At 75.6% G+C, this 25150-nt stretch carries 26 protein-coding genes and 1 pseudogene; 14 read left to right on the top strand and 13 right to left on the bottom strand.

The window, feature by feature from the left end; genetic code table 11:
* Positions 1 to 30: 30 nt before the first annotated feature.
* From ACT7CP_RS02075 to ACT7CP_RS02085, 3 genes are read right to left on the bottom strand one after another with little or no spacing between them, the layout of a single operon-like run.
* Positions 31 to 768 carry a hypothetical protein gene (locus ACT7CP_RS02075; RefSeq protein WP_445443183.1) on the bottom strand — a complete coding sequence of 246 codons (738 nt, stop codon included), beginning with the start codon at positions 766 to 768 and terminating at the stop codon, positions 31 to 33.
* A gap of 33 nt (positions 769 to 801) precedes the next feature.
* Positions 802 to 1659 (bottom strand): endo alpha-1,4 polygalactosaminidase, encoded by an 858-nt coding sequence (locus ACT7CP_RS02080; RefSeq protein ID WP_445443184.1) that lies wholly within the window; start codon positions 1657 to 1659, stop codon positions 802 to 804.
* A gap of 36 nt (positions 1660 to 1695) precedes the next feature.
* Positions 1696 to 2115, bottom strand: coding sequence for an ASCH domain-containing protein (locus ACT7CP_RS02085; RefSeq protein ID WP_445443185.1), 420 nt, complete (start codon positions 2113 to 2115; stop codon positions 1696 to 1698).
* Positions 2116 to 2239: 124 nt separating this feature from the next.
* Between ACT7CP_RS02085 and ACT7CP_RS02090 the strand changes: the two genes are divergently transcribed.
* On the top strand, positions 2240 to 3148 hold the full coding sequence (locus ACT7CP_RS02090) for an SDR family oxidoreductase (RefSeq protein WP_307504244.1): 909 nt from the start codon (positions 2240 to 2242) through the stop codon (positions 3146 to 3148).
* 30 nt (positions 3149 to 3178) lie between these two features.
* Here ACT7CP_RS02090 and ACT7CP_RS02095 read toward each other — a convergent pair whose 3' ends face one another.
* Positions 3179 to 3745, bottom strand: a complete 567-nt coding sequence (locus tag ACT7CP_RS02095) for an MOSC domain-containing protein (protein WP_445443186.1) — start codon at positions 3743 to 3745, stop codon at positions 3179 to 3181.
* A 111-nt stretch (positions 3746 to 3856) separates the two neighbouring features.
* Between ACT7CP_RS02095 and ACT7CP_RS02100 the strand changes: the two genes are divergently transcribed.
* Both ACT7CP_RS02100 and ACT7CP_RS02105 read left to right on the top strand, forming a co-directional pair.
* A complete protein-coding gene (locus tag ACT7CP_RS02100; protein ID WP_445443187.1) occupies positions 3857 to 5563 on the top strand; it encodes a sensor histidine kinase in 1707 nt (568 codons plus the stop codon).
* A gap of 291 nt (positions 5564 to 5854) precedes the next feature.
* Positions 5855 to 6535, top strand: coding sequence for an Hpt domain-containing protein (locus tag ACT7CP_RS02105; RefSeq protein WP_445443188.1), 681 nt, complete (start codon positions 5855 to 5857; stop codon positions 6533 to 6535).
* Positions 6536 to 6781: 246 nt separating this feature from the next.
* Here the strand turns inward: ACT7CP_RS02105 and ACT7CP_RS02110 are convergent, their stop codons facing one another.
* The 6 genes from ACT7CP_RS02110 to ACT7CP_RS02135 form a co-directional block, all read right to left on the bottom strand.
* Positions 6782 to 7687 (bottom strand): response regulator transcription factor, encoded by a 906-nt coding sequence (locus tag ACT7CP_RS02110; protein ID WP_445443189.1) that lies wholly within the window; start codon positions 7685 to 7687, stop codon positions 6782 to 6784.
* 131 nt (positions 7688 to 7818) lie between these two features.
* Positions 7819 to 8433: a hypothetical protein gene (locus ACT7CP_RS02115; protein ID WP_445443190.1), complete on the bottom strand. Its 615-nt coding sequence runs from the start codon at positions 8431 to 8433 to the stop codon at positions 7819 to 7821.
* Between the two features lie 76 nt (positions 8434 to 8509).
* On the bottom strand, positions 8510 to 9346 hold the full coding sequence (locus tag ACT7CP_RS02120; RefSeq protein WP_445443191.1) for an exodeoxyribonuclease III: 837 nt from the start codon (positions 9344 to 9346) through the stop codon (positions 8510 to 8512).
* A 32-nt stretch (positions 9347 to 9378) separates the two neighbouring features.
* Positions 9379 to 9828 (bottom strand): hypothetical protein, encoded by a 450-nt coding sequence (locus ACT7CP_RS02125; protein WP_445443192.1) that lies wholly within the window; start codon positions 9826 to 9828, stop codon positions 9379 to 9381.
* Positions 9812 to 10456 carry an Asp23/Gls24 family envelope stress response protein gene (locus ACT7CP_RS02130; RefSeq protein ID WP_445443193.1) on the bottom strand — a complete coding sequence of 215 codons (645 nt, stop codon included), beginning with the start codon at positions 10454 to 10456 and terminating at the stop codon, positions 9812 to 9814. Before ACT7CP_RS02130 ends, ACT7CP_RS02125 begins: the two co-directional genes overlap by 17 nt.
* A complete protein-coding gene (locus tag ACT7CP_RS02135) occupies positions 10453 to 11007 on the bottom strand; it encodes an RNA polymerase sigma factor (RefSeq protein ID WP_445443194.1) in 555 nt (184 codons plus the stop codon). The genes ACT7CP_RS02130 and ACT7CP_RS02135 overlap by 4 nt, the downstream gene beginning before the upstream one ends.
* 120 nt (positions 11008 to 11127) lie before the next feature.
* Here ACT7CP_RS02135 and ACT7CP_RS02140 point away from each other — a divergent pair, with 120 nt between their 5' ends.
* From ACT7CP_RS02140 to ACT7CP_RS02155, 4 genes are all read left to right on the top strand, one after another.
* Positions 11128 to 11592, top strand: a complete 465-nt coding sequence (locus tag ACT7CP_RS02140) for an Asp23/Gls24 family envelope stress response protein (RefSeq protein ID WP_445443195.1) — start codon at positions 11128 to 11130, stop codon at positions 11590 to 11592.
* Positions 11593 to 11753: 161 nt separating this feature from the next.
* A complete protein-coding gene (locus ACT7CP_RS02145; RefSeq protein ID WP_445443196.1) occupies positions 11754 to 12689 on the top strand; it encodes an NAD(P)-dependent oxidoreductase in 936 nt (311 codons plus the stop codon).
* A 66-nt stretch (positions 12690 to 12755) separates the two neighbouring features.
* A complete protein-coding gene (gene pyrE, locus ACT7CP_RS02150; RefSeq protein WP_413962260.1) occupies positions 12756 to 13313 on the top strand; it encodes an orotate phosphoribosyltransferase in 558 nt (185 codons plus the stop codon).
* Positions 13310 to 15490, top strand: coding sequence for a septum formation family protein (locus ACT7CP_RS02155; RefSeq protein WP_445443197.1), 2181 nt, complete (start codon positions 13310 to 13312; stop codon positions 15488 to 15490). Before pyrE ends, ACT7CP_RS02155 begins: the two co-directional genes overlap by 4 nt.
* A 39-nt stretch (positions 15491 to 15529) precedes the next feature.
* Here ACT7CP_RS02155 and ACT7CP_RS02160 read toward each other — a convergent pair whose 3' ends face one another.
* Complete coding sequence (locus tag ACT7CP_RS02160; RefSeq protein ID WP_191148103.1) at positions 15530 to 16327, bottom strand: HAD-IIA family hydrolase; 798 nt, start codon at positions 16325 to 16327, stop codon at positions 15530 to 15532.
* A gap of 131 nt (positions 16328 to 16458) precedes the next feature.
* On the opposite strand from ACT7CP_RS02160, the gene ACT7CP_RS02165 reads away from it, so the two are divergent.
* Both ACT7CP_RS02165 and ACT7CP_RS02170 read left to right on the top strand, forming a co-directional pair.
* Complete coding sequence (locus ACT7CP_RS02165) at positions 16459 to 17364, top strand: metallophosphoesterase (protein ID WP_445443198.1); 906 nt, start codon at positions 16459 to 16461, stop codon at positions 17362 to 17364.
* 117 nt (positions 17365 to 17481) lie between these two features.
* Positions 17482 to 17739, top strand: coding sequence for a hypothetical protein (locus tag ACT7CP_RS02170; RefSeq protein WP_445443199.1), 258 nt, complete (start codon positions 17482 to 17484; stop codon positions 17737 to 17739).
* Positions 17740 to 17807: 68 nt separating this feature from the next.
* Here the strand turns inward: ACT7CP_RS02170 and ACT7CP_RS02175 are convergent, their stop codons facing one another.
* Positions 17808 to 17978 (bottom strand): CsbD family protein, encoded by a 171-nt coding sequence (locus ACT7CP_RS02175; RefSeq protein WP_413962264.1) that lies wholly within the window; start codon positions 17976 to 17978, stop codon positions 17808 to 17810.
* Positions 17979 to 18160: 182 nt separating this feature from the next.
* Between ACT7CP_RS02175 and ACT7CP_RS02180 the strand changes: the two genes are divergently transcribed.
* Positions 18161 to 18580 (top strand): PLD nuclease N-terminal domain-containing protein, encoded by a 420-nt coding sequence (locus tag ACT7CP_RS02180; RefSeq protein ID WP_445443200.1) that lies wholly within the window; start codon positions 18161 to 18163, stop codon positions 18578 to 18580.
* Positions 18581 to 18682: 102 nt separating this feature from the next.
* Positions 18683 to 20857: a RecQ family ATP-dependent DNA helicase gene (locus ACT7CP_RS02185; protein WP_445443201.1), complete on the top strand. Its 2175-nt coding sequence runs from the start codon at positions 18683 to 18685 to the stop codon at positions 20855 to 20857.
* 471 nt (positions 20858 to 21328) lie between these two features.
* On the opposite strand, the pseudogene ACT7CP_RS02190 reads toward ACT7CP_RS02185, so the two are convergent.
* A pseudogene (locus ACT7CP_RS02190) lies at positions 21329 to 22315 on the bottom strand (DNA-methyltransferase); the annotation flags it as partial.
* Between the two features lie 63 nt (positions 22316 to 22378).
* Between ACT7CP_RS02190 and ACT7CP_RS02195 the strand changes: the two are divergent.
* The 3 genes from ACT7CP_RS02195 to ACT7CP_RS02205 all read left to right on the top strand — a co-directional run bounded on the left by ACT7CP_RS02195 (position 22379) and on the right by ACT7CP_RS02205 (position 25118).
* Positions 22379 to 22816, top strand: coding sequence for a DUF1801 domain-containing protein (locus ACT7CP_RS02195; RefSeq protein ID WP_445443202.1), 438 nt, complete (start codon positions 22379 to 22381; stop codon positions 22814 to 22816).
* 67 nt (positions 22817 to 22883) lie between these two features.
* A complete protein-coding gene (locus ACT7CP_RS02200; protein ID WP_445443203.1) occupies positions 22884 to 23789 on the top strand; it encodes a DUF4190 domain-containing protein in 906 nt (301 codons plus the stop codon).
* 75 nt (positions 23790 to 23864) lie between these two features.
* Positions 23865 to 25118, top strand: coding sequence for a kynureninase (locus tag ACT7CP_RS02205; RefSeq protein WP_445443204.1), 1254 nt, complete (start codon positions 23865 to 23867; stop codon positions 25116 to 25118).
* Positions 25119 to 25150 lie beyond the last annotated feature (32 nt).

A 25150-nucleotide genomic window follows, 5' to 3' on the forward strand; every position in this document is an offset into this window, starting at 1 on the left:
AGGGGCGTCCGGGCGGTGCCGCCGCCCGCGTCAGCCGCCGACGACCCGCACCCGGACGGTCTCGTCGTCGTCCTCCAGCTCGAAGGTCAGCGTCGTGCCCACGGGGAAGGCGTCGCGGAGCTCCTGCGGCTGGTCGGGCGTGACGACGAAGGCCGTGCGCGCGGGCACGGCGCCCGTCGCGCACCCGGGGACGCCGTCGACCGAGCCGTCCTGATCCGCGGGGCCGGCGACGAGGCAGGTCCCTGCGTCGCCCGGGGCGGCGTCGGCCGGCGGGATCCGAGCGACCGAGATGCCGTGGAAGGGCGCGAACAGCGAGCCCGGCGCGATGGAGCCGGTGTCCACGGAGAGGTAGGTGGCGTTGTCGGGCTCCGGCGGCGGCTCGAGCGCGAGCACCGCGACCGTGCCACGGTCGTCCCCGAGCCACCAGGCGGTCACGCCGGCGGAGGCGACGGCGGCGAGGACGACCGATCCGACCCACGCGGCGACGAGGCGTGGGCGGATGCGCCGGGCGGGGTCGGGGCGGCGGACGGCGACCGGTCCGTCCTGCGCGGGTCCGTCGTGGGCGGGTGAGTCGTCGGCGGGTGCGACGCCGTCCGCCGGCGTCGCGCCCGCGTCATCACCCCGGTCGGCGGCGCCGAGGACGCCCGCGTCCCGGCCCTCCAGCTCCCGCAGCCGCGCGAGCGACGCCGTGTCGTGCGGCTCGCGATCCGGCCCGAAGACGCGGCGGCGCAGCTCCGCGATCTCCGCGCGCCGGTCGTCGTCGTCCATCCCCGCATCGTGCCACGCGACGGGCGGCTGCGGTCAGCAGGCGCGGTACGCGTACCCCCGTGTGCCGGCGGGCACCAGGTCGCGGTCACGCACGATCGCGGCCGGCGCCGGATCCAGCGCGCGGATGCGCCGGCACGCGCCGGTCGGGGAGTCGCGGAGGTCGTCCGTGTACTCGACGTCGAGGACCCGGGCGCCGTAGACGTCGGTGTACGCCGCGCACTCCCTCCAGCGGTCGCACTCCTCGGCGATCGCGAAGTCGAAGCCGGCCTCGTCGCGGCCGCGGGATCCGAGGTCGGTCGCGTTCTTCTGCGCCGCGGCGAGGCCGCGGTCGTGCGCGCGGGCGACGAGCAGGGCCGCGAAGGCGAGCGCGCCGTCCTCGTCGAGGGCGCCGGCCGACCGGGTCCACGAGTCGAGGTTGTCGAACTCGACCGCCCGGTACCCGGCGGCCGCGCACCCGTCGACCACGGGTGCGAGCCGGGCGGCGTTCGCAGCGCGGGCCGCGGGCGTGGAGACGTCGAGGATGCGCTCGTCGGGCCACCCCGGATCCGCGATCGGCGTCCCGTCGGCACCGCGCACGAGGAGCTCGGCGGGCCACACCGCGCCCGGCTGGGTCTGGAACCCGTTGACGTAGCAGATGCCGTAGACGCCGGGCGCGGGAGCGTCGGTGCTGTCGCGCACGACGATCCCGACGCCCGCCGGCACCTTCGAGGCACCGCCGAGCTGGTAGTCGAAGCGAGTGCCGGTGGGCGGGAGCACGACGGCCGCCGCGGCGGCGCGGTCGGCGACGGCAGCCGGCACTGCGACGGGCACGGGCGCCGGATCCGCCGCCGCGCATCCGGACAGGGCGAGGAGGGCGGCCGTCAGGAGGGCGAGGGGGAGGAGCGGGCGCATGCCCCGACCCTAGGCGCGGTCGCGCGGCCCGCGCGGTCAGCCCACGACGCGGAAGCGCTCCAGCACGATCTCGGCGTCGTCGTCGAGGCGGAACCCGGCGGGCAGCTCCGCGAGGACCTCGGGCGACGTCCAGAACCCCTCGTGCCCGGCGCGCCACTCGGCGACCGTCGTGAAGCCCTCGCCCTCGTCCACCGCGTGCGCGAGCGGCACGTCGGCCAGCCGGCGGATCTCCACGGCCGTCGTCTCGATCACGAGCACCGGCTGCCCGGCGGAGTCGACGACCGTGCCGCGGGATCCGACGACCGGCAGCTCTTCGCCGTCGGCTGCGTACTGGATGAGCAGCGAGCTGGTGGAGGTCTTCGCGCCCGACGCGATCGCCGCCACGAGCTGGTCGCGGAGCGGCCCCGGGGACGCGAACTCGACGGGCGGGAGGTCGGGTGCGGGCGTCGTCGTCATGCACCGAGCGTAGGAGCGGCCCCACCCGTGGCGCCCGTCAACCCCCTCCCGGCCCCGGACGCGTGCCGTCCGCCCGGGCCAGGGTGGAGGGGACCCCGCAGGACCCCACAGGAAGGCGCATCGCATGACCGAGATCCGCAACGGCGGCAACCAGTACGAGATCCAGGACCCGATCGCGCAGTACCCCTCGCCGCCGTTCCCGCAGCAGGAGCAGGGCGGCGCCGGCGACGAGCAGAAGTTCGAGCCGACGCCCGACCACGGCGAGGAGAGCTACGTCGGCTTCGGCCGGCTGAAGGGCCGCAAGGTCCTCATCACGGGCGCCGACTCCGGCATCGGCAAGGCCGTCGCCATCGCGTTCGCGCGCGAGGGCGCCGACATCGCGCTCAACTTCCTCGACGAGGAGCTCGAGGACGCGCGCGACACCGCGTCCACCATCGAGGCGGACGGCCGGAAGGCCGCCCTCGTCCCCGGCGACATCTCCGACGAGACGAACTGCCAGGACATCGTCCAGGCGGCCGTGGACGAGCTCGGCGGCCTCGACTGCCTCGTGATGGTGGCCGGCTACCAGCGCAACGAGGAGGACATCCTCGACCTCGCCACGGAGCAGCTCGACCGCACGCTGAAGACCAACGTGTACTCGCTGTTCTGGCTCAGCAAGGCCGTGCTCCCGCACCTGCCCAAGGGCGGCAGCATCATCACGACCAGCTCCTCGCAGGCGTACCAGCCGAGCGCGAACAAGCTCGACTACGCGACCTCGAAGGGCGCCATCCGGAACTTCACGCAGGGCCTCGCGCAGCAGCTCGCGCCCAAGGGGATCCGCGTGAACTCGGTCGCGCCCGGCCCGTTCTGGACCGTCCTGCAGCCCGTCGGCCAGTCGGCGGAGGACGTCGAGCAGTTCGGCTCCCAGTCGGTGTACGGCCGCCCCGGCCAGCCGGCGGAGATCGCGGCGACCTACGTGTTCCTCGCGAGCCAGGAGTCGAGCTTCACGAGCGGCGAGACGATCGCGGTCACGGGCGGCACGCCGGTCCACTGACCCGCGGCACGGCCATCGCGGCGGGGCGCGTCAGAACAGGCGCGCCCCGCCGTCGTCCCCGTCGTCGAGCGGGCGCTCGGTGCGGAGCACGGCCGGGCCGACCGTGAGGATCCCGTCGCCGAGCGGCTCGCAGCGCACGCCCCCGCGGCCGCGGAGCGCGCGGAAGGCGCCGGGCGCGAGCATCACGTCCATCCACGCGCACGGGTTCGCCGGGCGGTGGCCCTGGAACTCGACGGGCCCGTCGCCCGAGTCGAGGCTGAAGCGCATGCCGCGCAGCCGGTCCGCGTCCACGCCCCGCAGCAGCACGTTGCGGCGCGTGTCGACGGGATCCAATCCCTGGTCGATCCCGAGCTCGCGCGCCACGTGCTCCACCGACTCGACGGCCATCACCGTGACGGCGGCCGTGCGGTGCGCCCGCTGCCCGAAGAAGCGGTCGCCGACGATCCCGAGGTGCGCCCGGATCCGCACGCTCCGGCGCGACGGCGGCTCGCCCGGCTCGTCCCGCGGGCCGTCCGCCGGCCGCCCCTCGAGCCGGTGCACGGGCGACGCGACGAGGTGCGCGATCTCCACGGGGCGCTCGTACGGGAGGTCGGTCACGCGGGAAGCGTACGCCGACGGCATAGCACGGGGTACGCGGGCCGGGGGCGTTCCCTCCACCCGCGGCTAGGATCGACGAGCGGCACGGGGATGGCCGCAACAGGGGGTCACGTGAGCGCGCATCCTCGTCCCCGCGCGCGACGCGACCCGGACGGCCGCCTGCAGGCGGCGCTCCGCAGCATGACGCTCTCGAAGCCGCTGCACGCGCAGCTGCCCTTCATCCTCAGCCTCGCCGTGGTCGGCATCGTCGCGGGCGCCGGGGACCTGGGCGCCGTCGCGTCGCCCGCGTTCGTCGCGGGCAGCGTGCTCGCCGTGCTCGTCACGGTCGCGGCCGCCGTCGTCCCCTGGGAGCGGGTGGACCCCGACTGGGTCGCCGTGCTCCCCATGCTCGACTTCGTCGCGCTCGCGCTGGTCAACGAGGCGATCTGCGAGGAGGTGCCGTCGACCCCGGTCCTCCTCGTCTTCCCCGTCATCTGGCTCGCCTACGCGTTCGCGCTCCACGTGCTGTGGCTCGGCGGCCTCGGCACGGCCGCCGTGCTCGTGATGCCCTACGTCGGCACGGGGAGGGCGCCGGACGGCGCGACCGGCTGGTCGCAGCTCGTCGTGCTGCCCGTCGTGATGCTGCTCGTCGCCGTCGCCGTGAACCTGCTCGCGCAGCAGCTCTTCCGCCAGCACGCGCGGCTGGAGGAGATGCAGCAGGAGCTGACGGGCACGCTCGTCGACCTGCAGGAGCGCAACTCGATCATCGACGGCGTGCTCGACGCGATCGACGACACCGTCATCGTCCTCGACGCCCGCGGCCGCATCACGCGCCGCAACCGCGCGGCCGCCGACCTCATGGCGCTCGCCGACCCCATCGACCCGGACGATCCGCTCCTCGGCCGCCTCATGTACGAGGAGGACCGCACCACCGTCGTCCCGCCCGAGCGGCAGCCCGTGGCCCGCGCCCGCACCGGTGAGGTCGTCGGCCGCGAGGTCTACTGGGTGGGCGACGGCGGCGCGCAGAAGGCCGTGCTCGTGTCGGTCTCCCCGCTCGTGGACGCCGCGGGGCGGAGGTTCGGCTCGGTCGTGGTCAGCACCGACGTGACGGCGCTCGCGCTCGCCGTCACCGAGCGCGAGGAGTTCGTGGCCAGCGTCTCGCACGAGCTGAAGACGCCGCTCACCTCGATCCTCGGCTACGTCGAGCTCATCGCCGACGACCTCGTCGAGGACGACCTCGACGACCGGATCACCGCGGCCCGCCTCGCGATCGTGGAGCGCAACGCGCAGCGCCTCCTCGGCCTCATCGGCGACCTCCTCACGGCCGCCCAGCACCGGCTCGCCGTGAACCGCAACCTCGTGGACGTGGGCGAGATCGTCGAGAACGCCCTCGACGTGATCCGCCCGCACGCGCAGGCGAGCGGCGTCGCGCTCGTCGAGCCCGACTACGAGGAGCTGGTGGCCGAGGTCGACGCCGTGCGGATCGGCCAGGTGCTCGACAACCTGCTCAGCAACGCGGTGAAGTACACGCCGCAGGGCGGCACGGTCACCACCGAGGTCGGAGTGGACGGCGACCACCTCCACCTCTGCGTCTCGGACGACGGCGTGGGCATGTCCGCCGACGACACGGCGCAGCTGTTCACGCGCTTCTTCCGCACCAGCTCCGCCCGGGCGAGCACGGTGGCGGGCGTGGGGCTCGGGCTCAGCATCACCCGCTCCATCGTCGACGCGCACGACGGCACCATCGAGGTGGACAGCACCCTCGGCGCCGGCACCACCATGCGCGTGCGGCTGCCGCTGCGCGTGGCGCCGGGCGATCCGGGCTCCGACCGCGGCTGATCGGGCCCGCTCGAGACCTGCTCGCCGCGGGCCCGAGCCGCCTCCCGGCGTTCTTGAGCCGATCTTGTCGGCACCTTGATCGGATCCCGCATGCGACGCTGGCAGGCTCGACGCACGACGGGGCCGACCCGTCCGACACGAGCGAACGAAGGACCGGATGACCCCCCACGACCACCCCGCGAGCGGCACCCGAGCCGCCCGCACCGGGTGCCGTACCGGGTCCACGGATGCGCTGCCGGTACCCGACGGCAGCCTCCCCGGTCCGTCGATCCGCCTCGTCGGCGGCTGGGCGTGACCGCCCGTGCCGCCCGCGACCCGCAGCTCCCCCCGCTCCTCGACGTCCGCGTCCTGGAGCAGCTGCTGGCCGAGCTGTCGGACGAGCCCGGCCCCGCCCGCCTGTCCGTCGTCCCCGCGACGGACACCCCCGCTCCGTCTTCCGGTGTTCCCGCACCGGGAGGCGTGACCCCGCCGCGCAGCCACCCCGAGCCGCGCCGCGGGACCCCGTCGTCCGGATCCCCCCGTCCGGACGACAGCCTCGCGACCCGTGGTGCCCCCGCACCGGGTCGTCGGCAGGCGCCGGCCGGGTCCCCCCGCCCGGTCGGCGCCCCATCCCCGTCGCCGTCCGTCCCCTCGGCGCAGGCCGCCGTGCTGTCGCCCGCGCAGCACGCGTGCGTCGACTTCCTGCGCTTCTTCGTCGACCTGTGGCCGACCCGCTGGGAGCGCCTCGACGCCGCTGTGCGCGCCGACGACCGGGCCCCCGCGCTCGACGCGTGCCTGAGCGTGAAGAGCTCGGCCGCGATGGTCGGCGCGCTCCGCCTCAGCGGCATCGCCGGCGAGCTCGAGCGCGCGATCCGCTCCTGCGACCTCGACACCGCCCGCGCCCTGCTGCCCGGGCTCGGCGAGGTGGGCGAGCGGAGCATGGACGCGATGCGGTCGTGGATCCGCGCGGAGGCCGGACACCCGCCCGACTAGACCCGTGCGCGACGACCGACCCGACGGCCGACGCGCATGCCCGACCGGCCCCCGCGACAGGCCGGACGGAGGACGGGACCGGGATCCCACCCGAGGGGACCCCGATCCACGGCGCAGCTGCCGCGGAGCCGACCGGCTCCGCGGCAGCCCCACGTCGGGACGGCCGCGCGGGTGGATCGGCGTGCGTGCGGCGGGCCGCCCGCGATCGCCCGGCCGCTAGCCGCCTGGCCGCTAGCCGCCTGGCCGCTAGCCGCGCGGCGGCGCGAGCCGGTAGCCGACGCCGCGGACCGTCTGGATCCACCGCGCCTGGCGCGGGTCGTCGTGCAGCTTCCGGCGCAGGTTGCCGAGGTGCACCTCGACGGCGCGCTCCTCCGGCTCCGTGGAGGACGCGACGGCGTACGAGCCGCTGCGGATGTCGCGCACGAGGTCGCCCTTCGTGCGCACGCGGCCGCCGCTCGCGAGGATCGAGGCGAGCAGGTCGAACTCGGTGCGCGTGAGGTCGACGGGCTCGTCGTCGACCGTGACCTGGCGCGTCCCCTCGTCGAGCACGAGGCCGTTGTGGCGGAGGACGTCGGCGTCGTCGGCCGGCTCGGTCTCGGTCGGCAGCGCGGGCGACGTCATGGTGGTGGTCGCGTACGCGGCCGGCTGCGCGGGCTCCTCCTCGGAGGACGAGGCCTCGGGCGTCGGCGTCGGCGTCGACGCGGGCGCGGCCGCGGGCGGGGTGACGGCGACCGCCGCGGGCGTCCCGCCGGCCGAGGTCGCGGGCGCGGCCTCGCCGCCGCCGCGGGGCCGTCGCATCATCGCGGAGATGCGCGCGCGGAGCTCGCGCGGGCGGAACGGCTTCACGACGTAGTCGTCAGCGCCGGCCTCGAGGCCGAGCAGGGTGTCGACCTCCTCGCCCTGCGCGGTGAGCATGACGATGTAGGCGTCGCTGACCAGGCGGATCCGGCGCGCGGCCTCGAACCCGTCGAAGTCCGGCAGGCCCACGTCCAGCGTGATGACGTCGGGCGCGACCTCGCCGGCGAGGCGGACCCCCTCGGTCGCGGTCCCGGCGGAGTGCACCTCGAAGCCGCCCTGGCGCAGGACCACCTCGAGCAGCTGGCGGATGTCGCCGTCGTCCTCGATGACCAGAGCCACACGTCCGCTGTCCACTACCGCCCCCTCGCATGCCGCATGCACGGCCGATCCCCCGGGTGCGCGTCGCGCGCCCAGCCTCCCACGCTAGCGGAACGGCGGGGTGCCGCCGCCGCCCCGCCCCGGGCCCCGCGTTCCGGCAGACCGGATCAGGTGAGGGGGGAGGAGCCGGGCACGGCGACCAGCACGAGCACGGCGCCGAGGACGTAGGCCGCGAGCGACGCGCCGACCCCGATCACGAGCACCAGCCAGGGCCGGGTGCGCCCGCGGATCATGCCGACGAGCGCGACCACGAGCGCGATGCCCGTGAGGAGGAGCGGGCCCGCGACCGAGAGCCCGTAGCCGAGCGTGAAGAGGGTGTCGTCGCAGACGTAGGTGTCCACGTCGCACCCGTCCGTCACGAAGATGAGCCCGAGGCCGACGGCGGCCACGGTGCCGCCGACGACGGCGGCGACGAGCATCGACACGAGCGTCGTGACGAGGATCCGGCGGTCGATGCGGCGCACCCAGCGCGGCACCCAGTCGGGGCCGGCGGGATCCTGCTCGCGGGCGTCGGCGCGCTCGGCGGCCCGGTCCCGTCCCGCGGCCGCACGGCGGGGCGCGTCGTCGGCGGACCCGTCGCGGTCACGGCGGCGGGGGAGGGGCGGCAGGGCGATCCGGGGGACCTCCGGCAGGCGCCTCGCGCGGGCGGCGGGGGCGGCGGAGCGGCGTCCGCGGGCGGCGCGGCGGCCGCGCTCCGGGGTCGCGTCGTCGTCGGGGGTCACGGCACGAGACTACGGGGCACGTCCCGCCGGGCCGGAATCGGCGGGGGCGGCGGGCGCTCCGCGGACGGGCCGCGGATCAGAAGATCATGGGCCGGTCGTCGTCGAGCTCGGTCTCGACGTCGAGGTCCAAGGCCACGGGCACGTGGTCGCTCGGGCCGTCGCCCTTGCGCTCGTCGCGGTGGATCCGCGGGCCGCTCACGAGCTCGGCGAACCGGTCGCTCCCGAGGATGAAGTCGATCCGCATGCCCTCGTTCCGCGGGAACCGCAGCTGCTGGTAGTCCCAGTAGGTGTACCCCTCGGGGATCGACGGCCGGACGACGTCGGTGAGCCCGGCGTCCGCGAACGCGGCGAAGGCGGCGCGCTCGGGCGCGGACGTGTGGGTCTTGCCCTCGAACAGGCGCGGGTCCCACACGTCGGTGTCGAGCGGCGCCACGTTCCAGTCGCCCATGAGCGCGAGCGGCGTCTCCGGGTCGGCCGCGAGCCACGCGCGCGTGTCCGCTGCGAGGGCCGCGAGCCACTCGAGCTTGTACGTGTAGTGCGGGTCGTCGAGGGAGCGGCCGTTGGGCACGTAGAGGCTCCAGAGGCGGACGCCCGCGACGGTCGCGCCGAGCGCGCGGGCCTCGAGCGGCGGCTGGCCGGACGCGTCGGGCTTGCCGAAGCGCGGCATCCCCTCGAAGGTCGTCGCGACGTCGTCGAGCGGCAGGCGGCTGGCGATCGCGACGCCGTTCCACTGGCTGAGCCCGTGCACGGCGACCTCGTAGCCCGCCTCCTCGAACGCCTGCATCGGGAACTGCTCGGGCTTGCACTTGATCTCCTGCATGGCCAGCACGTCGACGTCCTCGCGCACGAGCCAGTCGACGACGCGGCCCACGCGGGTGCGGATGGAGTTGACGTTCCAGGTGGCGACGCGCATGCCCCCACGGTACCGGGGAGGGGAGGGGCGCCTCAGCCGATGCTGCCGACGCGGACCGTGACGGACGCGAGCGCCGCGGCCTCGGCGCCGACCGCCTCGGCGAGCCGCGCGCGGATCGCGTCCACGGCGGCGCGGGCGGTGTCGCTCGCGCGGCCGGCCGCATCCACCGCGATGGAGGCCCGCACGAGGACGGTGCCCTCGCCCGTCTCCACGGCGACGAGCTGGTCGGTCCGCTCGGATCCGCCGGCCACGACGCCCTCGACCACCTGCTGGGCGACGAGCAGCACCGACGACCGCGACGCATAGACGTCGGCCACGCCCGCGACGCCGCGGAGGGCCGCGGTCAGGTCGCGCGAGAGGTCGCCGGGCGCCGGGAGCGGGACGGGCACGACCGGATCCACGGGCACGGCCGCGGGAACGGGCACGGCTGCGGGCGGAGCCGCGGTCGGTCGGCCGGTCGTCGCGTCATCGTCGAGCGTCATCGCCGGCCTCCTCCTGCGCGGGGCGCGGCTGCACGTCCACCACGGTCACGTCGATGCCCGCGACGCGCAGCTCCGTGTGCCGGAGCAGGGCCGCGTGGACCCGCTCGCGCACGCGCTGCGCGAGCTCCGGCAGCGGATCGCCCCAGACGACGCTCACGGTGAGCGCGACCCGCACGGGCTCGCCGGCGCGCGTGACGTCGCCGTCGAGCGTGCAGCGGCCGACGAGGACGCCCGGCACCTCGTCGCCGGCCTGCCGCACGAGGGTGCGCACGGCGCCCTCGGTGAGCGCGAGGCGGACGGCGGGATCGGGGTGGGACAGCGGGATGTCGCGGCCGGCGCGGGACTCGCGGCTGATGTGGGAGAGCACGCCGCGGAAGAAGTCGTCGCCCGGGGCGTCCGCCTCCTCCGCCTCGACCTGCACGAGCTCGCGGCCGAGGTCGCGCACCCGCTCGAGGGCGCGCAGCGCGTTGCGGACCTCGGGATCGTCCTCGTAGGCGGCGACGCGCGGGGTGCGCCCGCGGTCGAGGTAGTCGGCGAGGGCGGCCATGTCGAGGGGCTCGCCGTCCGCGTCGAGCGCGGGCGCGCCGGGCAGGCGATCGCCGTCGGGCGGGAGTCCGGTGCCGCTCATCGCCACGCCTCCATGCTCGTCATCACCGTCGTGCGCGCCCGGGACAGCCGGCCCCGCACGGTGGAGGGCGTCGCGCCCAGCTTCTCGGCGATCTCCTCGTACGAGAAGCCTCCCACCTCGCGCAGCATCCACACCTCGCGCTGCTCGGCCGGGAGCGCGTCGAGCACCGCCGACAGCGCGCGCATCTGCGACGACGTCTCCGCGTCGCGCTCGGGGGAGGTGAGCCGGTCCGCGATCTCGTGGTCGTCGATGTCGTCGACCGGACGGCGGGCGCGGATCCGGTCGATGGACTTGCGGCTCACGATCTGCAGCAGCCAGCTCTTCACCCGGTCGGGCTTCTCGAGCGTCGGCAGGCGGTCCCATGCGGTGATGAGGGCCTCCTGAACGGCGTCGTCGGCGTCGGCGCGGGATCCGGTGAGCCGGATCGCGAACGCGCGCATGTAGGGGGCGTGCCGGCGGACCAGCACCTCGAAGGCCCGGGCGTCGCCGTCGGCCGCGCGCTCGGCGAGGATGCCGTCGCCCCCGTCCTGCAGGGAGGAGGAGAGCGCCATGCCGTACCTCCGTGCGCGCTGGGAGAAGAGGGGGATCCGTGACGAACCGCGGCATCCGCCCGTCGCATCCATGAGTACCACAGCAGCGCCCGGCGAACGGGCACCACGAGGAGGAACCGCATGAGCGACACCAGCACCCCCACCCCCACCCCCGCCGACGTCACCCGCGTCGCGCCCGCGACCACCGGCCTCACCGGCGGCGTCCTCGCCGACGGCGACACCACGGTCACCGACGGCGTCATCGCCAAGGTCGCCGGCCTCGCCGTCCGCGACATCCCCGGCGTGCACGCGCTCGGCGGCGGCGCGGCCCGCGTCATCGGCCAGCTCCGCGACCGCATCGGCCAGACCGACCTCACGCAGGGCATCGCCGTGGAGGCGCAGGAGGCGGGCGTCGCCTTCCAGGTGACCCTCGTCGCCGAGTACGGCGTGCCGCTCCAGGACGTGGCCGCCGACGTGCGCGCCGCCATCACCGACGCCGTGACCGGGCTCGTCGGCCGCGCGGTGACGCGCGTCGACGTCACGATCGCCGACATCGTGATGCCCGGCGAGGACGCCGATGACGCCGCCGAGGCGCCCGCGGTCTGACGTCGCTCCACCTGCCCGACGGGCCGCCGGTCCCCGCGACCGGCGGCCCGTCGTCGCGTGCGGGACGCGCACCGCGTACGCGCGCTCCGGGAGCCCACCCCGACCCGGCGCCGCGGCCCCGTTCCCGGCGCGCGTCCACGTGCGGGGAATATCGTCGGGGGATGACCGACGACACCGCTGCCGCGCCCGCATCCGCCCCCGCCTCCGCCGATGCGCCCCGCGTGGCGCTCCTCGGCACCGGCGTGATGGGGTCCGGCATGAGCCGCTCGATCCTCCGCGCGGGCCTGCCGCTCACCGTCTGGAACCGCAGCGCGGAGAAGGCGGCGCCCCTCGCCGAGGCCGGCGCGACCGTGGCCGACAGCGCCGCGGACGCCGTGCGCGACGCCGACGTCGTCGTGGTCATGCTGTTCGACGCGGACGCCGTGCTCGCGGTCCTCGCCGACGTCGCGCCCGCCCTGCGCCCCGACGCCGTCGTCCTGCAGTCGTCCACCGTCGGCGTCGAGGGCACCCGCCGGATCGCCGCGCTCGCCGCCGAGCACGACCTCCGCCTCGTGGACGCGCCCGTCCTCGGCACGCGCGGCCCCGCCGAGCAGGGCCTCCTCGTGCACCTCGTCTCCGGATCCGAGGCCGACCTCGCCGTCGCCCGCCCCGTCCTCGAGGCGACCGGCTCGCGCACGGTGGTCGCCGGGTCCGCCGCGGGCGCCGGATCCGCCCTCAAGCTGGCCTGCAACGCGTGGATCGCCTCCATCACCGCGGGCATCGGGCAGTCGCTCGGCCTCGCGCAGCTGCTCGGCGTCGAGCCGCGCCTCTTCCTCGACGCGATCGCGGGCGGCGCGTCCGACACCCCGTACGCGCACCTCAAGGGCGGCGCGATGCTGGACGGCGAGCTCGCGCCGTCGTTCGCGCTCGACGGCCTCCTCAAGGACGTGACGCTGATGCTCGCGGCCCTCGACGGCGCCGACGCGCACGACTTCGACACCGCGATGCTCGAGGCGCTCCGCGAGACCTACGCCGAGGCGTCCGCGGCCGGGCACGGCGGCGACGACGTGGCCGCGGTCGGCACGGTCTTCGGCCTCCCGGCGTCGTCCGGCTCCTGATCCGGTGGGCGTCGCGCCCGCCCGTCGCGCCGGGCGGCGCGTCCCCCCGCCCGTAGGATCGGCAGCGTGACGACCTCCGACGCGCGCCAGCAGCTCATCGACCACATCAAGCGGGACGCCGTCTTCCACGGCGACTTCACGCTGACGAGCGGCAAGAAGGCCAGCTACTACGTGGACCTCCGCCGCGTGAGCCTCGACCACCGCGTCGCGCCGCTCATCGGCCAGGTCATGCTCGACCTCATCCAGGAGGTGCCGGACGTCGCCGCGGTCGGCGGCCTCACCATGGGCGCGGATCCCATCGCCGCCGCGATCCTGCACCAGGGCGCCGCGGTCGGCCGCGGCTACGACGCGTTCGTCGTCCGCAAGGAGCCCAAGGACCACGGCCGCGGCCGCCAGGTGGAGGGCCCGGACCTCCAGGGCAAGCGCGTCATCGTCGTCGAGGACACGTCCACCACCGGCGGATCCCCGCTGAAGGCCATCGAGGCGCTCGAGAAGGTGGGCGCGGAGATCGCCGCGGTCGCCGTGGTCGTGGACCGCTCGACCGACGCCCGCGCGGTGATCGAGGCCGCGGGCCACCGCTACCTGTACGCGATCGGCCTCGAGGACCTGGGGCTCGCGGAATGAGCGGCGAGGCGCCCGGCGGCGGATCCGGATCCGGTCACGACGACGACCCGTTCGCGGTCCGCCCCGCGACGGACGCCGACCGCGAGCGTCCCGCGCGACCGCTGGCCCCCATCGGCTGGGGCCGCGCCGACGACCGCGAGGTCGTCCCCGCGGACCGCGAGCCCGCCCCGGGCGCGACGCCGCGGGACGAGGGCGTGGATCCCGCGCCCGCCGAGCCGACGCCCGCTCCCGAGGGCGACATCCTGGCGGGCATCGTCCCGCTCGACCCCACGGAGGACGCGGACCGCGTCGCGCCGCTCGACCAGGCGGATCCCGCAGCCTCGCCCGGCGACCCGGACGCCGCCGACGCCCCCGCCCCCGAGCCCGAGATCGCGGCGGCGCCGGTCGACGCCGGCGACGTGGAGTTCACCGGCGAGCCCGACCCCGGCTACGCGCCCGCGCCCTGGGCCGACGAGCCGGGCGAGGTGCTGACGGGGGAGGTCCTCACCGGCGAGCCCGAGCCGGTCGACGACGCATCCGCCGAGATGGTGCTGGAGCCCGTCGACGGCGCCGACGACGACGTGCGCCTCGCGGACGTCACCGCCGACGGACCCGTCGTCGACGCCGAGCTCGTCGAGGACCCGGCCGACGAGATCGTGCCCGAGACCCCCGCGGTCGACGAGGTGCAGCTGACGCCCCGGGTGGACGACGTCGACGACGAGGACGCGGAGGTCGTCGACGACCACGTCGCCCCGACGGACGCGCCCCAGCCCGCCGCGGAGCCCGTGGCCGCGCTGCACCCGGCGGACGAGGACGCGGCCGCGCCGTCCGGTGCCGACGCCGAGGACGACGCCGACCTCGACGACGACGAGGACGACGCCCCCGCCCCGCTCGCGCCCGCGGCTGCCGCCGCGCGTGCCGCGGCCATGGCCTGGGCAGCCGGATCCGCGACCGCCGCGTCGGCATCCGCCGCGCCCGCCCCCGCGGCACCTCCGCGCGTCGCGCCCGCACCTGCGGCGAGCGACACCCATGTCGCCGCGGTCGCCGCCGACCCCGACGACGCACCTGCGGGATCCGCGCACGAGCCGGAGACCGCGATCCTGCCGACCCCGGATCCCGAGCCCACGCGGCGCATCGAGCCCGACGCGGATCGGACGGCGGACCACGCGCACGAGACCCCGGCCGCCGACCGCCACGCGGCCGGCGCGACCCGTCCAGACGCCGATCCCACCGGATCCGCGCCTCACCCCGAGACCGCCGACGCCGACCGCGACGAGCCGGTGGACGCCCTCGCCCTCCTCTTCGGCGACGTCGCCCCGGAACGCGACGGCGACCACGCGGACGACGCCGACCGCACGCGCGTCCTCCCGGCGGCGAGCGCGTCCGCGGCGGGAGCGGCGGCCGCCGTCGCCGCCCCGACCGCCGGCGGTGACGCCCCCGCGGCTGCCGTCCCCGCCGCGTCCGCGCGCCCGGAGCCGTCCTCCCGTCCCGCGCCGGTCCCGCCGCCGTACGCGGCCCCGCCCGCGCCCCGTCCGCCGGCACCGCGCGCCCCCGTCCTCGACGCGCCGCGCAGCCCTGCGCCTCCCGTGCCCCCGGCGTCGCCGCCGCGCGGACCCCGCGGCTCGCGGCGCACCGGCCTCTGGGTCGGCGGCGCGATCCTCCTGGTGCTGCTCCTCGTCGGCCTCTTCTACCTCGGGCAGCGCCTCGGATCCGCCGCCGCCCCCGGAGCCGACCCGGTCGCGTCCCCCACGGCCGAGGCGACGCCGACCCCGTCGCCCACCCCGACGGAGCCCGTGCAGGGGCCGGCCGCCGCGGGCGTGCAGGCGTGGGACGCGCTGCTCGGCGGCGAGTGCATCGACCCGTACTCGACGCCCTGGGAGGAGGAGTTCACGGTCGTCGACTGCGGCTCCGAGCACCACGCGCAGATGGTCGCGCGGGTCGCGCTGCCGCAGACGGAGGACGAGTTCCCGGGCGAGGACGCCGTGCGCGACTCCGCCGACGAGCTCTGCATCGCCGACACCGTGATCGACTACGCGGCGGCCCGCGCCTACGACGACGTGCAGTACCAGTCCGCCTACCCGATCACGCAGGAGGAGTGGACGGCGGGCGACCGCGACGCCTACTGCTTCGTGTCGCGCGCCGGCGGCGGGACCTTCACGGGCCCCATCGGCGTCCCGCAGCCGCCCGTCGTCCCCTAGCCCCCGGGATCCGCGCCCGCGGGGATCGCCGCCCGCTGATCAGAGCTCGGACTCGACCGGCTCCGGGTCCAGCAGCTCGGTGACGCCCGACAGCACCTCGTCGGGCCGGAACGGGTAGCGCTCGATCTCCGCGCGGTCGCTGATGCCCGTGAGCACGAGCACGGTGTGGAGGCCCGCCTCGATGCCCGCGATGATGTCGGTGTCCATGCGGTCGCCGATCATCCCGGTGCTCTCCGAGTGGGCGCCGATCTTGTTGAGCGCCGAGCGGAACATCATCGGGTTCGGCTTGCCGACGATGTACGGCTCCTTGCCCGTGGCCTTGCTGATGAGCGCGAGCACGGCGCCCGTCGCGGGCAGCACGCCCTCGGCGCTCGGGCCGGTCGCGTCCGGGTTCGTCGCGATGTAGCGGGCGCCGCCGTTGATGAGGCGGATGGCCCGGGTGATCGCCTCGAACGAGTAGTTGCGCGTCTCGCCGATGACCACGAAGTCGGGCTTCGTGTCGGTCATGATGAAGCCCGCCTCGTGGAGCGCCGTGGTGAGGCCGGCCTCGCCGATGACGAACGCGGATCCGCCGGGCATCTGCTGCTCGAGGAACGCGGCCGTCGCGAGGGCGCTGGTCCAGATCGCCGACTCGGGGACGTTCAACCCGGACGCGCGGAGCCGGGCCGCGAGGTCGCGCGGCGTGAAGATGCTGTTGTTGGTGAGCACGAGGAAGGGCTTCCCCTGGTCCTGCCACTGCTGGATGAGGGCCGCCGCACCCGGCAGGGCCTGGTTCTCGTGCACCAGCACGCCGTCCATGTCGGTGAGCCAGCAGTCCATCTCGTCGCGCGTCGCCATGGGGTTCCCTCTCGTCGTGGTGACGAGGCTACCGCCGGGCCGTGCGCGATCGCCGGGCGGGCCCGGGCGGCGTCACCCGATGTCCGCCTGCCGTCCGCCACGGTGTCGGCGCGCCCCCGTAGGGTCGGCGCATGCACGCACTGCCCGCCGGATCCCTGCGCCTCGTCCACCTCAGCGACACCCACCTCCTCCGCGACGGCGGCCTCCACCAGGGCGTCGTCGACACGGGCGCCGCCCTCGACCTGGTCCTCGCCGAGGCCGACCGCATCCCGGACGTGCGGCTGCTCGTCGGGTCCGGCGACCTCTCCGAGGACGGCACGCCGGAGTCGTACGCGCTCCTCCGTGCGCGGCTCGATCCCTGGGCGGCGTCCCGCGGCGCCGCCGTCGTGCTCGCGCCCGGCAACCACGACGTCCGCTCCGGCTTCCGGCTCGTGCTCGGGGACGGCCACGGCGGCCCCGGCACGGACGACGGACGCGATCCCGCGGCCGTCCCGCCCATCGACGGCGTCACCCTCGTGGACGGCTGGCGCGTCGTCACGCTCGACACCTCCGTCCCGGGCAAGGGCTACGGCGCGCTCCGGGAGCAGCAGCTCGACGCGCTCCGCGAGCTGCTCGCGACCCCGTCCGCGCACGGCACGGTGCTCGTGCTGCACCACCCGCCGGTGCCCGCGCCGACCGTGCTGCACGAGTCGCTCGCGCTGCAGGGCCCGGGGCGGCTCGCGGAGATCGTACGGGGGAGCGACGTGCGCGTGATCCTCTCGGGCCACTACCACCACCACATCGTCGGATCGCTGGCGGGCGTCCCCGTGCTCGTCGCGCCGGGCGTCGCGAACGAGACCGACGTGGCGGCGACGCCGGGGACGGAGCGCATCGTGCGCGGATCCGGCTTCCTCGTGGTCGACGTCGACCCGGCCGGCGGCGTCGTCTCGGTCGTCGTGCGCGCGCACGCGGCGGATGACGGCGAGGAGGTCGCGGTGCTCGACGCGGAGCTCGTGCGGCGGATAGCCGCGGAGTCGGGCGCGCCCGTCGCGCCCTGAGGCGGCGACGGCCTGCGGACGGCCGACCTGCCGACCGCGACGGCGGCGTGCGTGAACCGCGGGTGAACGGATCCGGCGCCCGCGGTCGTCGGCGCGGCCCGGTGCGAGGGTGGATGCATGTCGATGAGCGAGCCCCTCGTGCCCCATGATCACCCGGACGACGCGGAGATCGCGGCCGTGGACGCCGGCGACGGCGCGCCCGTCGCGACCCCGGTCCAGCCGACCCGCGAGGACGTGGGCTCGGAGGACGCGGCCGACGGGACGACCGAGGGGGACGTCGACCCGGCCGACGGCCCCGTCGGACGCGACTCGGTGCTGCGCCGTCCGACCGGCGAGCGCCTCGCGCCCGAGGACCTGGCCGGCGAGTCCGACTGATCGACCCCGGACATGACGGAGGCGGCCGTCCCCAGGGGGCGGCCGCCTCGATCCGAGACCGGTGAGGTCTACTTGAAGACGTCCTTGACGTCCTCGCCGGCCTTCTTGGCGGACGCGGCGGTCTGGTCCTTGTGACCCTCGGCCTTCAGGCGGTCGTCGCCCTTGTGCTCGCCGAGCGCCTCCTTGGCCTTGCCCGCGATGTCCTGTGCGGCGTTCTTGATCTTGTCGTCGAGACCCATGATCTCCTCCTCGCTGAGGCCGCCGGGTGCGGCCCTCGACGCGACTGTAGGACGGGTGGCTCCCGAGCGCCTGGCAGGTGCGAGGTCGGTGTCCCCTGAGCGAAGCGGCGTCGCGCATCGGATATGGAGCGCTCGCACAAGGCCCTTCCGCGAGGCCCGACGCGCCCCTAGGCTCCCTCACCGTGATCCTCTTCGGGCTGCTCCCCCTCCTCGTGGCCGTGTGCGCGCTCGCCGACCTCATCACGCGGCCGGACGACCAGGTGAAGCACCTGCCGAAGCTCGTCTGGATCCTGCTCATCGTCTTCCTGCCGCTCATCGGGAGCATCGTCTGGTTCTGCGTGGGCCACGACTGGGACGCCCGGCGCGAGCCGGTGGGCCCGCCCGACCGCAGCGCCGCCTACGCCCGCGCCGCCGTCGCGGTGGACCAGCGCGTCCGGAGCACCGAGCAGCAGCTCGCCGACCTCGAGGAGGAGGAGCGGCACTACGCCCGGATCGCGCGGATGCGGCAGCTCCAGGCGGAGCGGGCGGTGCAGGACGCGCGCGCCGCGGGACCCGCGCGTCCGCCGCGCGCCGTCGAACGGGGCTCGACGCCCGAGGCCTAGCCCGTCCCGAGGGCGGCCCCTCCCCAGGCGGGAGGCCGTCGCCGCCTCCCCGGGCAGCTCGCCGGGGAGGCCGCGGTCGGGGGCGGATGGGAGCATGGCCCCATGCCCGACACCGTCACGCCGCCCTCCTCCGCCGCGCTCGCCGACCTCCGGTCCGCCGCCCGCGAGCACCTCTCCCGGCTGGTGGGCGTCGCGGGCGCCGACTTCCACGACGGGCAGTTCGAGGCCATCGAGGCGCTCGTGCAGGACCGATCGCGCGCCCTCGTCGTGCAGCGCACCGGATGGGGCAAGTCGGCCGTCTACTTCGTCGCCACCCTGCTCCTCCGCCAGCAGGGGCTCGGCCCCACGCTCCTCGTCTCGCCGCTGCTCGCCCTCATGCGCGACCAGGTCGCCGCCGCCCGGCGGGCCGGGGTCCGCGCGGTCGCCATGAACTCCAGCAACGCCCACGAGTGGGACGACCTGCTGCGCGCGCTCGACGCCGACGAGGTCGACCTCCTCCTCGTCTCGCCGGAGCGCCTCAACAACCCGCGCTTCCGCGACGAGCAGCTGCCCGCGCTCCGCGCCCGGCTCGGCCTCCTCGTGGTCGACGAGGCGCACTGCATCTCCGACTGGGGCCACGACTTCCGGCCCGACTACCGGCGCCTCCGCGACCTCATCTCCTCGGTCGACGAGCGCGTGCCCGTGCTGGCCACCACCGCCACGGCCAACTCGCGCGTCGTCGCCGACGTCGAGGAGCAGCTGAGCGTCGGATCCACCGGGGCCGGCGGGGCGGAGGCCGACCGCGTGCCCGTGGTCACCATCCGGGGTCCCCTCGCCCGACGCTCGCTGCGGCTCGGCGTGCTGCGGCTCGAGAGCAGCCGCGACCGGCTGGGCTGGCTCCTCAGCCACCTCGACGAGCTGCCCGGCAGCGGCATCATCTACGCGCTCACGGTCTCGGCCGCGCAGGACACCGCGCGCCTGCTGCGCGACGCGGGCCACGCCGTGAAGGCGTACACGGGCCGCGACGACCCCGCGGACCGCGAGCAGGCCGAGGGCGAGCTGCAGCGCAACGAGGTCAAGGCGCTCGTCGCGACCAGCGCGCTCGGCATGGGCTTCGACAAGCCCGACCTCGGGTTCGTGGTGCACCTCGGCGCGCCGTCGTCGCCCGTCTCCTACTACCAGCAGGTCGGCCGCGCAGGGCGCGGATCCGCCGACGCGGACGTCCTCCTCCTGCCCGGCCGGGAGGATCCCGACATCTGGCAGTACTTCGCCACCGCGTCCATGCCCGACGAGCAGCAGGCCGCCGCCGTCATCCAGGCGCTCGGCGAGAGCGACCGGCCGCTGTCGGTGCCGGCGCTCGAGTCCCGGGTCAGCCTCTCGCGCAGCCGGCTCGACCTCCTGCTCAAGGTGCTCGACGTCGACGGCGCCGTCCGGCGCGACACCGCGGGCTGGTCGGCCACCGGCGTCCCGTGGACCTACGACCGCGCCCGCTACGAGCAGGTCGCGGCGGCCCGCGTGCGCGAGCAGCAGGCGATGCTCGAATACGAGACCACGCTCGGGTGCCGGATGGAGTTCCTCCAGCGCCAGCTCGACGACGACACCGCGGCGCCGTGCGGGCGCTGCGACCGATGCGCGGGCGCGTGGTACCCGGCATCGCTGGATCAGCAGGCGTCGGCCACCGCGTCGCAGGCGCTCGACCGGGTCGGCCTGCCCATCGAGCCCCGCCTCCGCTGGCCCACGGGCGCGTCGAGCGTGGGGGTGCCGCTGAGCGGCGCCATCGCCGCGGGCGAGCAGGTCGACGAGGGTCGCGCGCTCGCGCGCCTCACCGACCTCGGCTGGGGCGGGCGGCTCCGCACGGTCTTCGCGGCGGGCGCCGAGGACGCGCCGGTCGACGACGCCCTGGTCGCCGCCTGCGTCCGGGTGCTCGCCGAGTGGGGCTGGGCCGAGCGGCCGCGCGCGGTCGTGCACGTGCCCTCCGCCGGGCGGCCGCAGCTCGTCGGGAGCCTCGCGCAGCGCATCGCCGAGGTCGGTCGGCTGCCGTTCCTGGGGGCGCTCGACCTCGTGGATCCGGGAGCCCCCGGAGCCGCGCGCGGTAACAGCGTGTACCGGCTCGGGCGGGTGCACCCGCGCTTCCAGGTGCCCGCGCACCTCGCCGACGACCTCGCGGCGGATCCGCGGCCCGTGCTCCTCATCGACGACCTCGTCGACACGCGGTGGACGCTCACGGTCGCGGGCCGTCTGCTGCGGAAGGCGGGCGCCACGCGCGTGCTCCCGTTCGCGCTCGCGCAGCAGGGGTAGCCGGGCGGGCGGGCGGGGTCAGCGCCCGGGCGGGGCGTCCGCGTCGATGGGCGCGGGCTGCGCCGTGGCCGTCAGCTCGTGCGTCGGTGCTGGTGCCGAGGCAGGTGCTGGCGCTGGTGCTGGCATCGGTCGGGGTCTCGGCTTCGGCTTCGGTGCGGGGGCGGACGCGGGATCCGGGACGGGCTGCACTCCGACATCGGCCGTCGGCACCTGGGGCTCGGTCTGCGGAGCCGCCTTCATCGTCGTGCTCGTCTTCGTCTTCGTCTTCGCGGCTGGCTTCTTCGTCGAGGCGGCCTTCTTCGTCGTCGAGGTCGTCGCCTTCGCCTTCGTCGTCGAGCTCGTCTTCGTCGTCGACTTCGTCGTCGTCGTCCTCGCCTTCGAGGCCGGCTTCGCGCTCGGCGCCACCGTCGCCGCGGGCTCGGGAGCGCCCTCGGACGGCGCGACCGGACCGAGGTCGCCGTCGCCGTCGGGCGCGACGAAGGCCGTCCCGCCCCCCGCGAGCCGGGTGCGCATCACCTCGAGGGCCTGCGGGTTCGCGTCCACGAGCACGAAGCGGCGGCCGAGCTCGCGGGCGGCGGCGCCCGTCGTGCCGGATCCGGCGAAGAAGTCGAGCACCCAGTCGCCCGGCCGGCTCGACGCCTGCACGATGCGGCGCAGCACGCCGAGCGGCTTCTGGGTCGCGTAGCCGGTCTTCTCGCGGCCGGTGGGGGACACGATCGTGTGCCACCACACGTCCGTCGGGAGCTTGCCGCGCTCGCGCTTCTCGGGCGTCACGAGGCCGGGCGCCATGTAGGGCTCGCGGTCGACCCCCTCGGAGTCGAAGCGGTAGCGGATCGGGTCCTTCACGTAGACGAGGATCGTGTCGTGCTTCGCCGGCCAGCGGCGGCGGGACTTGGCGCCGTAGTCGTAGGCCCACACGATCTCGTTGAGGAACGACCGGCGCCCGAAGAGCGCGTCGAGCACGACCTTGGCGTAGTGCACCTCGCGGTAGTCGAGGTGCAGGTAGAGGGTGCCGGTGGGATCGAGCAGCCGCCATGCCTCGATGAGGCGCGGCTCGAGGAACTCCCAGTAGTCGGCGAACGAGTCGTCGAATCCGTAGAGGAGGCCCTTCACGGAGTCGTAGCTGCGGCCCTGGAAGCCGAGGCGCGCGCCGGGGGGCCGCACGGGCTCGGGGGTCGCGGTGCTCGCGGGGGCGAGCGCGGGGGACGCGGGGGCGGCGGTGCCAGCGGTGCTGGCGGCCGGGGCATCGGCATCCGCGGCATCGACGTCCAGGTCGGGATCCGGGTCCGCGCTGCGCACCACCGTCATGTTCTGCCGCTCCTGCGTGCGGCCGGTGTTGAAGGGCGGATCCAGGTAGATCAGCTGGAAGGCGCCGTCGGGGAGCGCGCGGACGGCCTCGAGGTTCTCGCCGTGGATCACGAGGTCGGGGCCGTCGGGGGTCCAGGCGGGCGGGGGCACGACCCCGAGGTTAACGGACCCCGGCCCCTGTCCTCCGCGGGCGGCACCGGTCATGATGGGCCCGTGCCCGCCACCGATCCCGATGCCTCCCGCCACGACGTGGACGCCCGCCTCGCCGCGCTCGCGCATCCGCTCGCGCCGGCCGTCGATCTGATCCGCGATGCCGTGCGCTCCGCCTGCCCCGACGCGGTCGAGTCGTGGAAGTGGAACGCCCCGAGCTGGTCCCTCGGCGACCACTTCGCGACCCTCGCCCTGCGGAAGCCCGACGAGGTGCTGCTCGTGCTGCACGCGGGAGCGCGGACGGCGCCGGACCGCCCGGCCGTCGAGGTCGCGGACCCGGCCGGCCTGCTCCGCGTGGCCGGTCCGCAGCGCGCCATCGCGACGTTCCGCAGCGCCGCCGAGGTGCGCGACGCGCGCCCCGCGCTCGAGGCCGTCGTCCGCTCGTGGGTGGCGCAGCTCGCGCTACCCGGCACCGACGGAGGAGAGCCGCGCGCGCTGTGACCCCAGTTCACGGCGCACGGGGCCCCTTTGGTACGGGACGGACCGTCTCGTCCAGTAGGAAATGCCTATGACCGATGCACGAGACCCGAACTCGATCCCCGAACAGCACTCCTATCCTGCACCCCCTCCCGCCCCCGAGGGCGGCTACATCCCTCCCTACGCCCCTTCCGCTCCCGCAGCGCCGACCGGTGGCAAGGGGCTCTCCATCGCGTCCCTCATCGTCGCGATCGTCGCGTTCCTCGGCGCGTTCATCCCCTTCCTCAACTACGTGGTGTTCATCCCCGCAGTCGTCGCCATCGTGCTCGCCATCGTGGCGCTCGCGAAGCGCAAGGCGGGCAGGCCGTTGGCGCTCACCGGCCTCATCGTGGGCGCCCTCGCGCTCATCCTCAGCATCGTGCTCGCCGTGGTGTACACCGTCGGATTCGCGGCGGCGGTCTCCGAGAGCCTCCCCCGCAGCGAGGGCGGCTCCGAGTCGTCCGCCGCTCCGCTGGACGAGGGCCAGACCGAGGAGGAGGCGGGCCCGGCCGTCGGGACGCGCGACAACCCGGCCCCGATCGGCACGGTCGTGACCGGCCTCGCGGGCGGCTCGCCCGAGTGGGAGGTCACGCTCGGGGCGCCCGTCCTGGAGGCGAACGCGGCGGTGACCGCGGAGAACATGTTCAACGATCCCGCGCCGGAGGGCATGCAGTACGCCATGGTGCCCGTGACCGCGAAATACGTCGGCACGGAGTCCGCCAGCCCGATGTTCGAGATCCAGGTCGAGTTCGTCTCCGCCGCGGGCACGACGCACACCGAGTCGGACACTCTCGCCGTCGCCCCCGAGCCGCAGTTCAGCTCCATCAATGAGCTGTTCCCCGGAGCGTCGGGGACGGGCAACGTCGTGATCGCCATCCCGAGCGCGGACGCCGCGGCCGGTACCTGGGCCGTGACGCCGGGCTTCCTCGCGGACCCGTACTACTTCGTCGCGCAGTAGGCACGACCCCTCCGAAGCCGTGGCACCCACCGGGTGCCACGGCTTCGCCCGTCTCGCCCCTCGTAGGCTGCGAGCGTGACACCCGACGCGCACGCCGCCCCCGCCGCCCCCGCCTCCTCCGCCGCGATCCCGGCCGCCGCCGACCTCGACGCCCGCGACCCGCTCGCGCGCTTCCGCGACCTCTTCGTGCAGTCCGACGACGTGGTCGCGTACCTCGACGGCAACTCGCTCGGGCGCCCGACCCGGGCGAGCGTCGACCGCGTCGCCGACTTCGTGCGCGATCAGTGGGGCGGCCGCCTCATCCGCGGCTGGGACGAGGACTGGCTCGACATGCCGACGCGCATCGGCGACGACCTCGGCCGCGTCGCGTACGGCGCCGCGGCCGGCCAGACGTTCGTCGGCGACTCGACCACCGTGATCCTCTACAAGCTCGTCCGCGCGGCCGTGCGGGCGCGCCCCGGCCGCGACGAGCTCGTGATCGACACCGACAACTTCCCCACCGACCGGTTCGTGCTCGAGGGCGTCGCGGAGGAGTGCGGCATGACGATCCGCTGGATCGAGGTCGCGCCCGACGCCGGCGTCACCCCCAAGCTCGTCGCCGAGGCCGTGGGGGAGCGGACCGCCCTCGTCGTGCTCAGCCAGGTCGCGTACCGCTCCGGGTTCCTCGCGGACGTGCCGGGGATCACCCGCATCGTGCACGACGCCGGCGCGCTCGTGCTCTGGGACACCTGCCACTCCGTCGGCGTGATCCCCACGGAGCTCGACGCGTGGGGCGTCGACCTCGCGGTCGGCTGCAGCTACAAGTACCTCGACGGCGGCCCCGGGGCGCCCGCCCACGGCTACGTGCGGAGCGACCTGCAGCGGGAGCTGCGCCAGCCGATCCAGGGCTGGATGGGCGCGCAGGACGTGTTCGCGATGGGCCCGGAGTACGTGCCCGCCGACGGGATCCGCCGCTTCCTCAGCGGGACGCCGCCCATCGTCGGCATGCTCGCGATGCAGGACATGATCGCGCTCATCGAGGAGGCGGGGATGGCCGCGATCCGCGCCAAGTCGCTCGCCCTCACCCGCTTCGCGCTCGACCTCGTCGACCGCGACCTCGTGCCGCTCGGCGCGCGCGTCGCGAGCCCGCGGGAGGACGACCGGCGCGGCAGCCATGTGAGCGTCGACCACCCGCGGTTCCGCGAGATCGTCGGCGCGCTGTGGGAGGAGGGCGTGATCCCGGACTTCCGCGCGCCGTCCGGACTCCGCCTCGGCCTCAGCCCGCTGACGACGTCGTTCCGCGAGGTGGAGCTCGGCGTCGAGGCGATCCGGCGGCACCTGGCGGGCTGAGCCCGACCGGCCGACGTCCGCCGCCACCCCCG

Source organism: Clavibacter rahimiani (assembly GCF_052654495.1).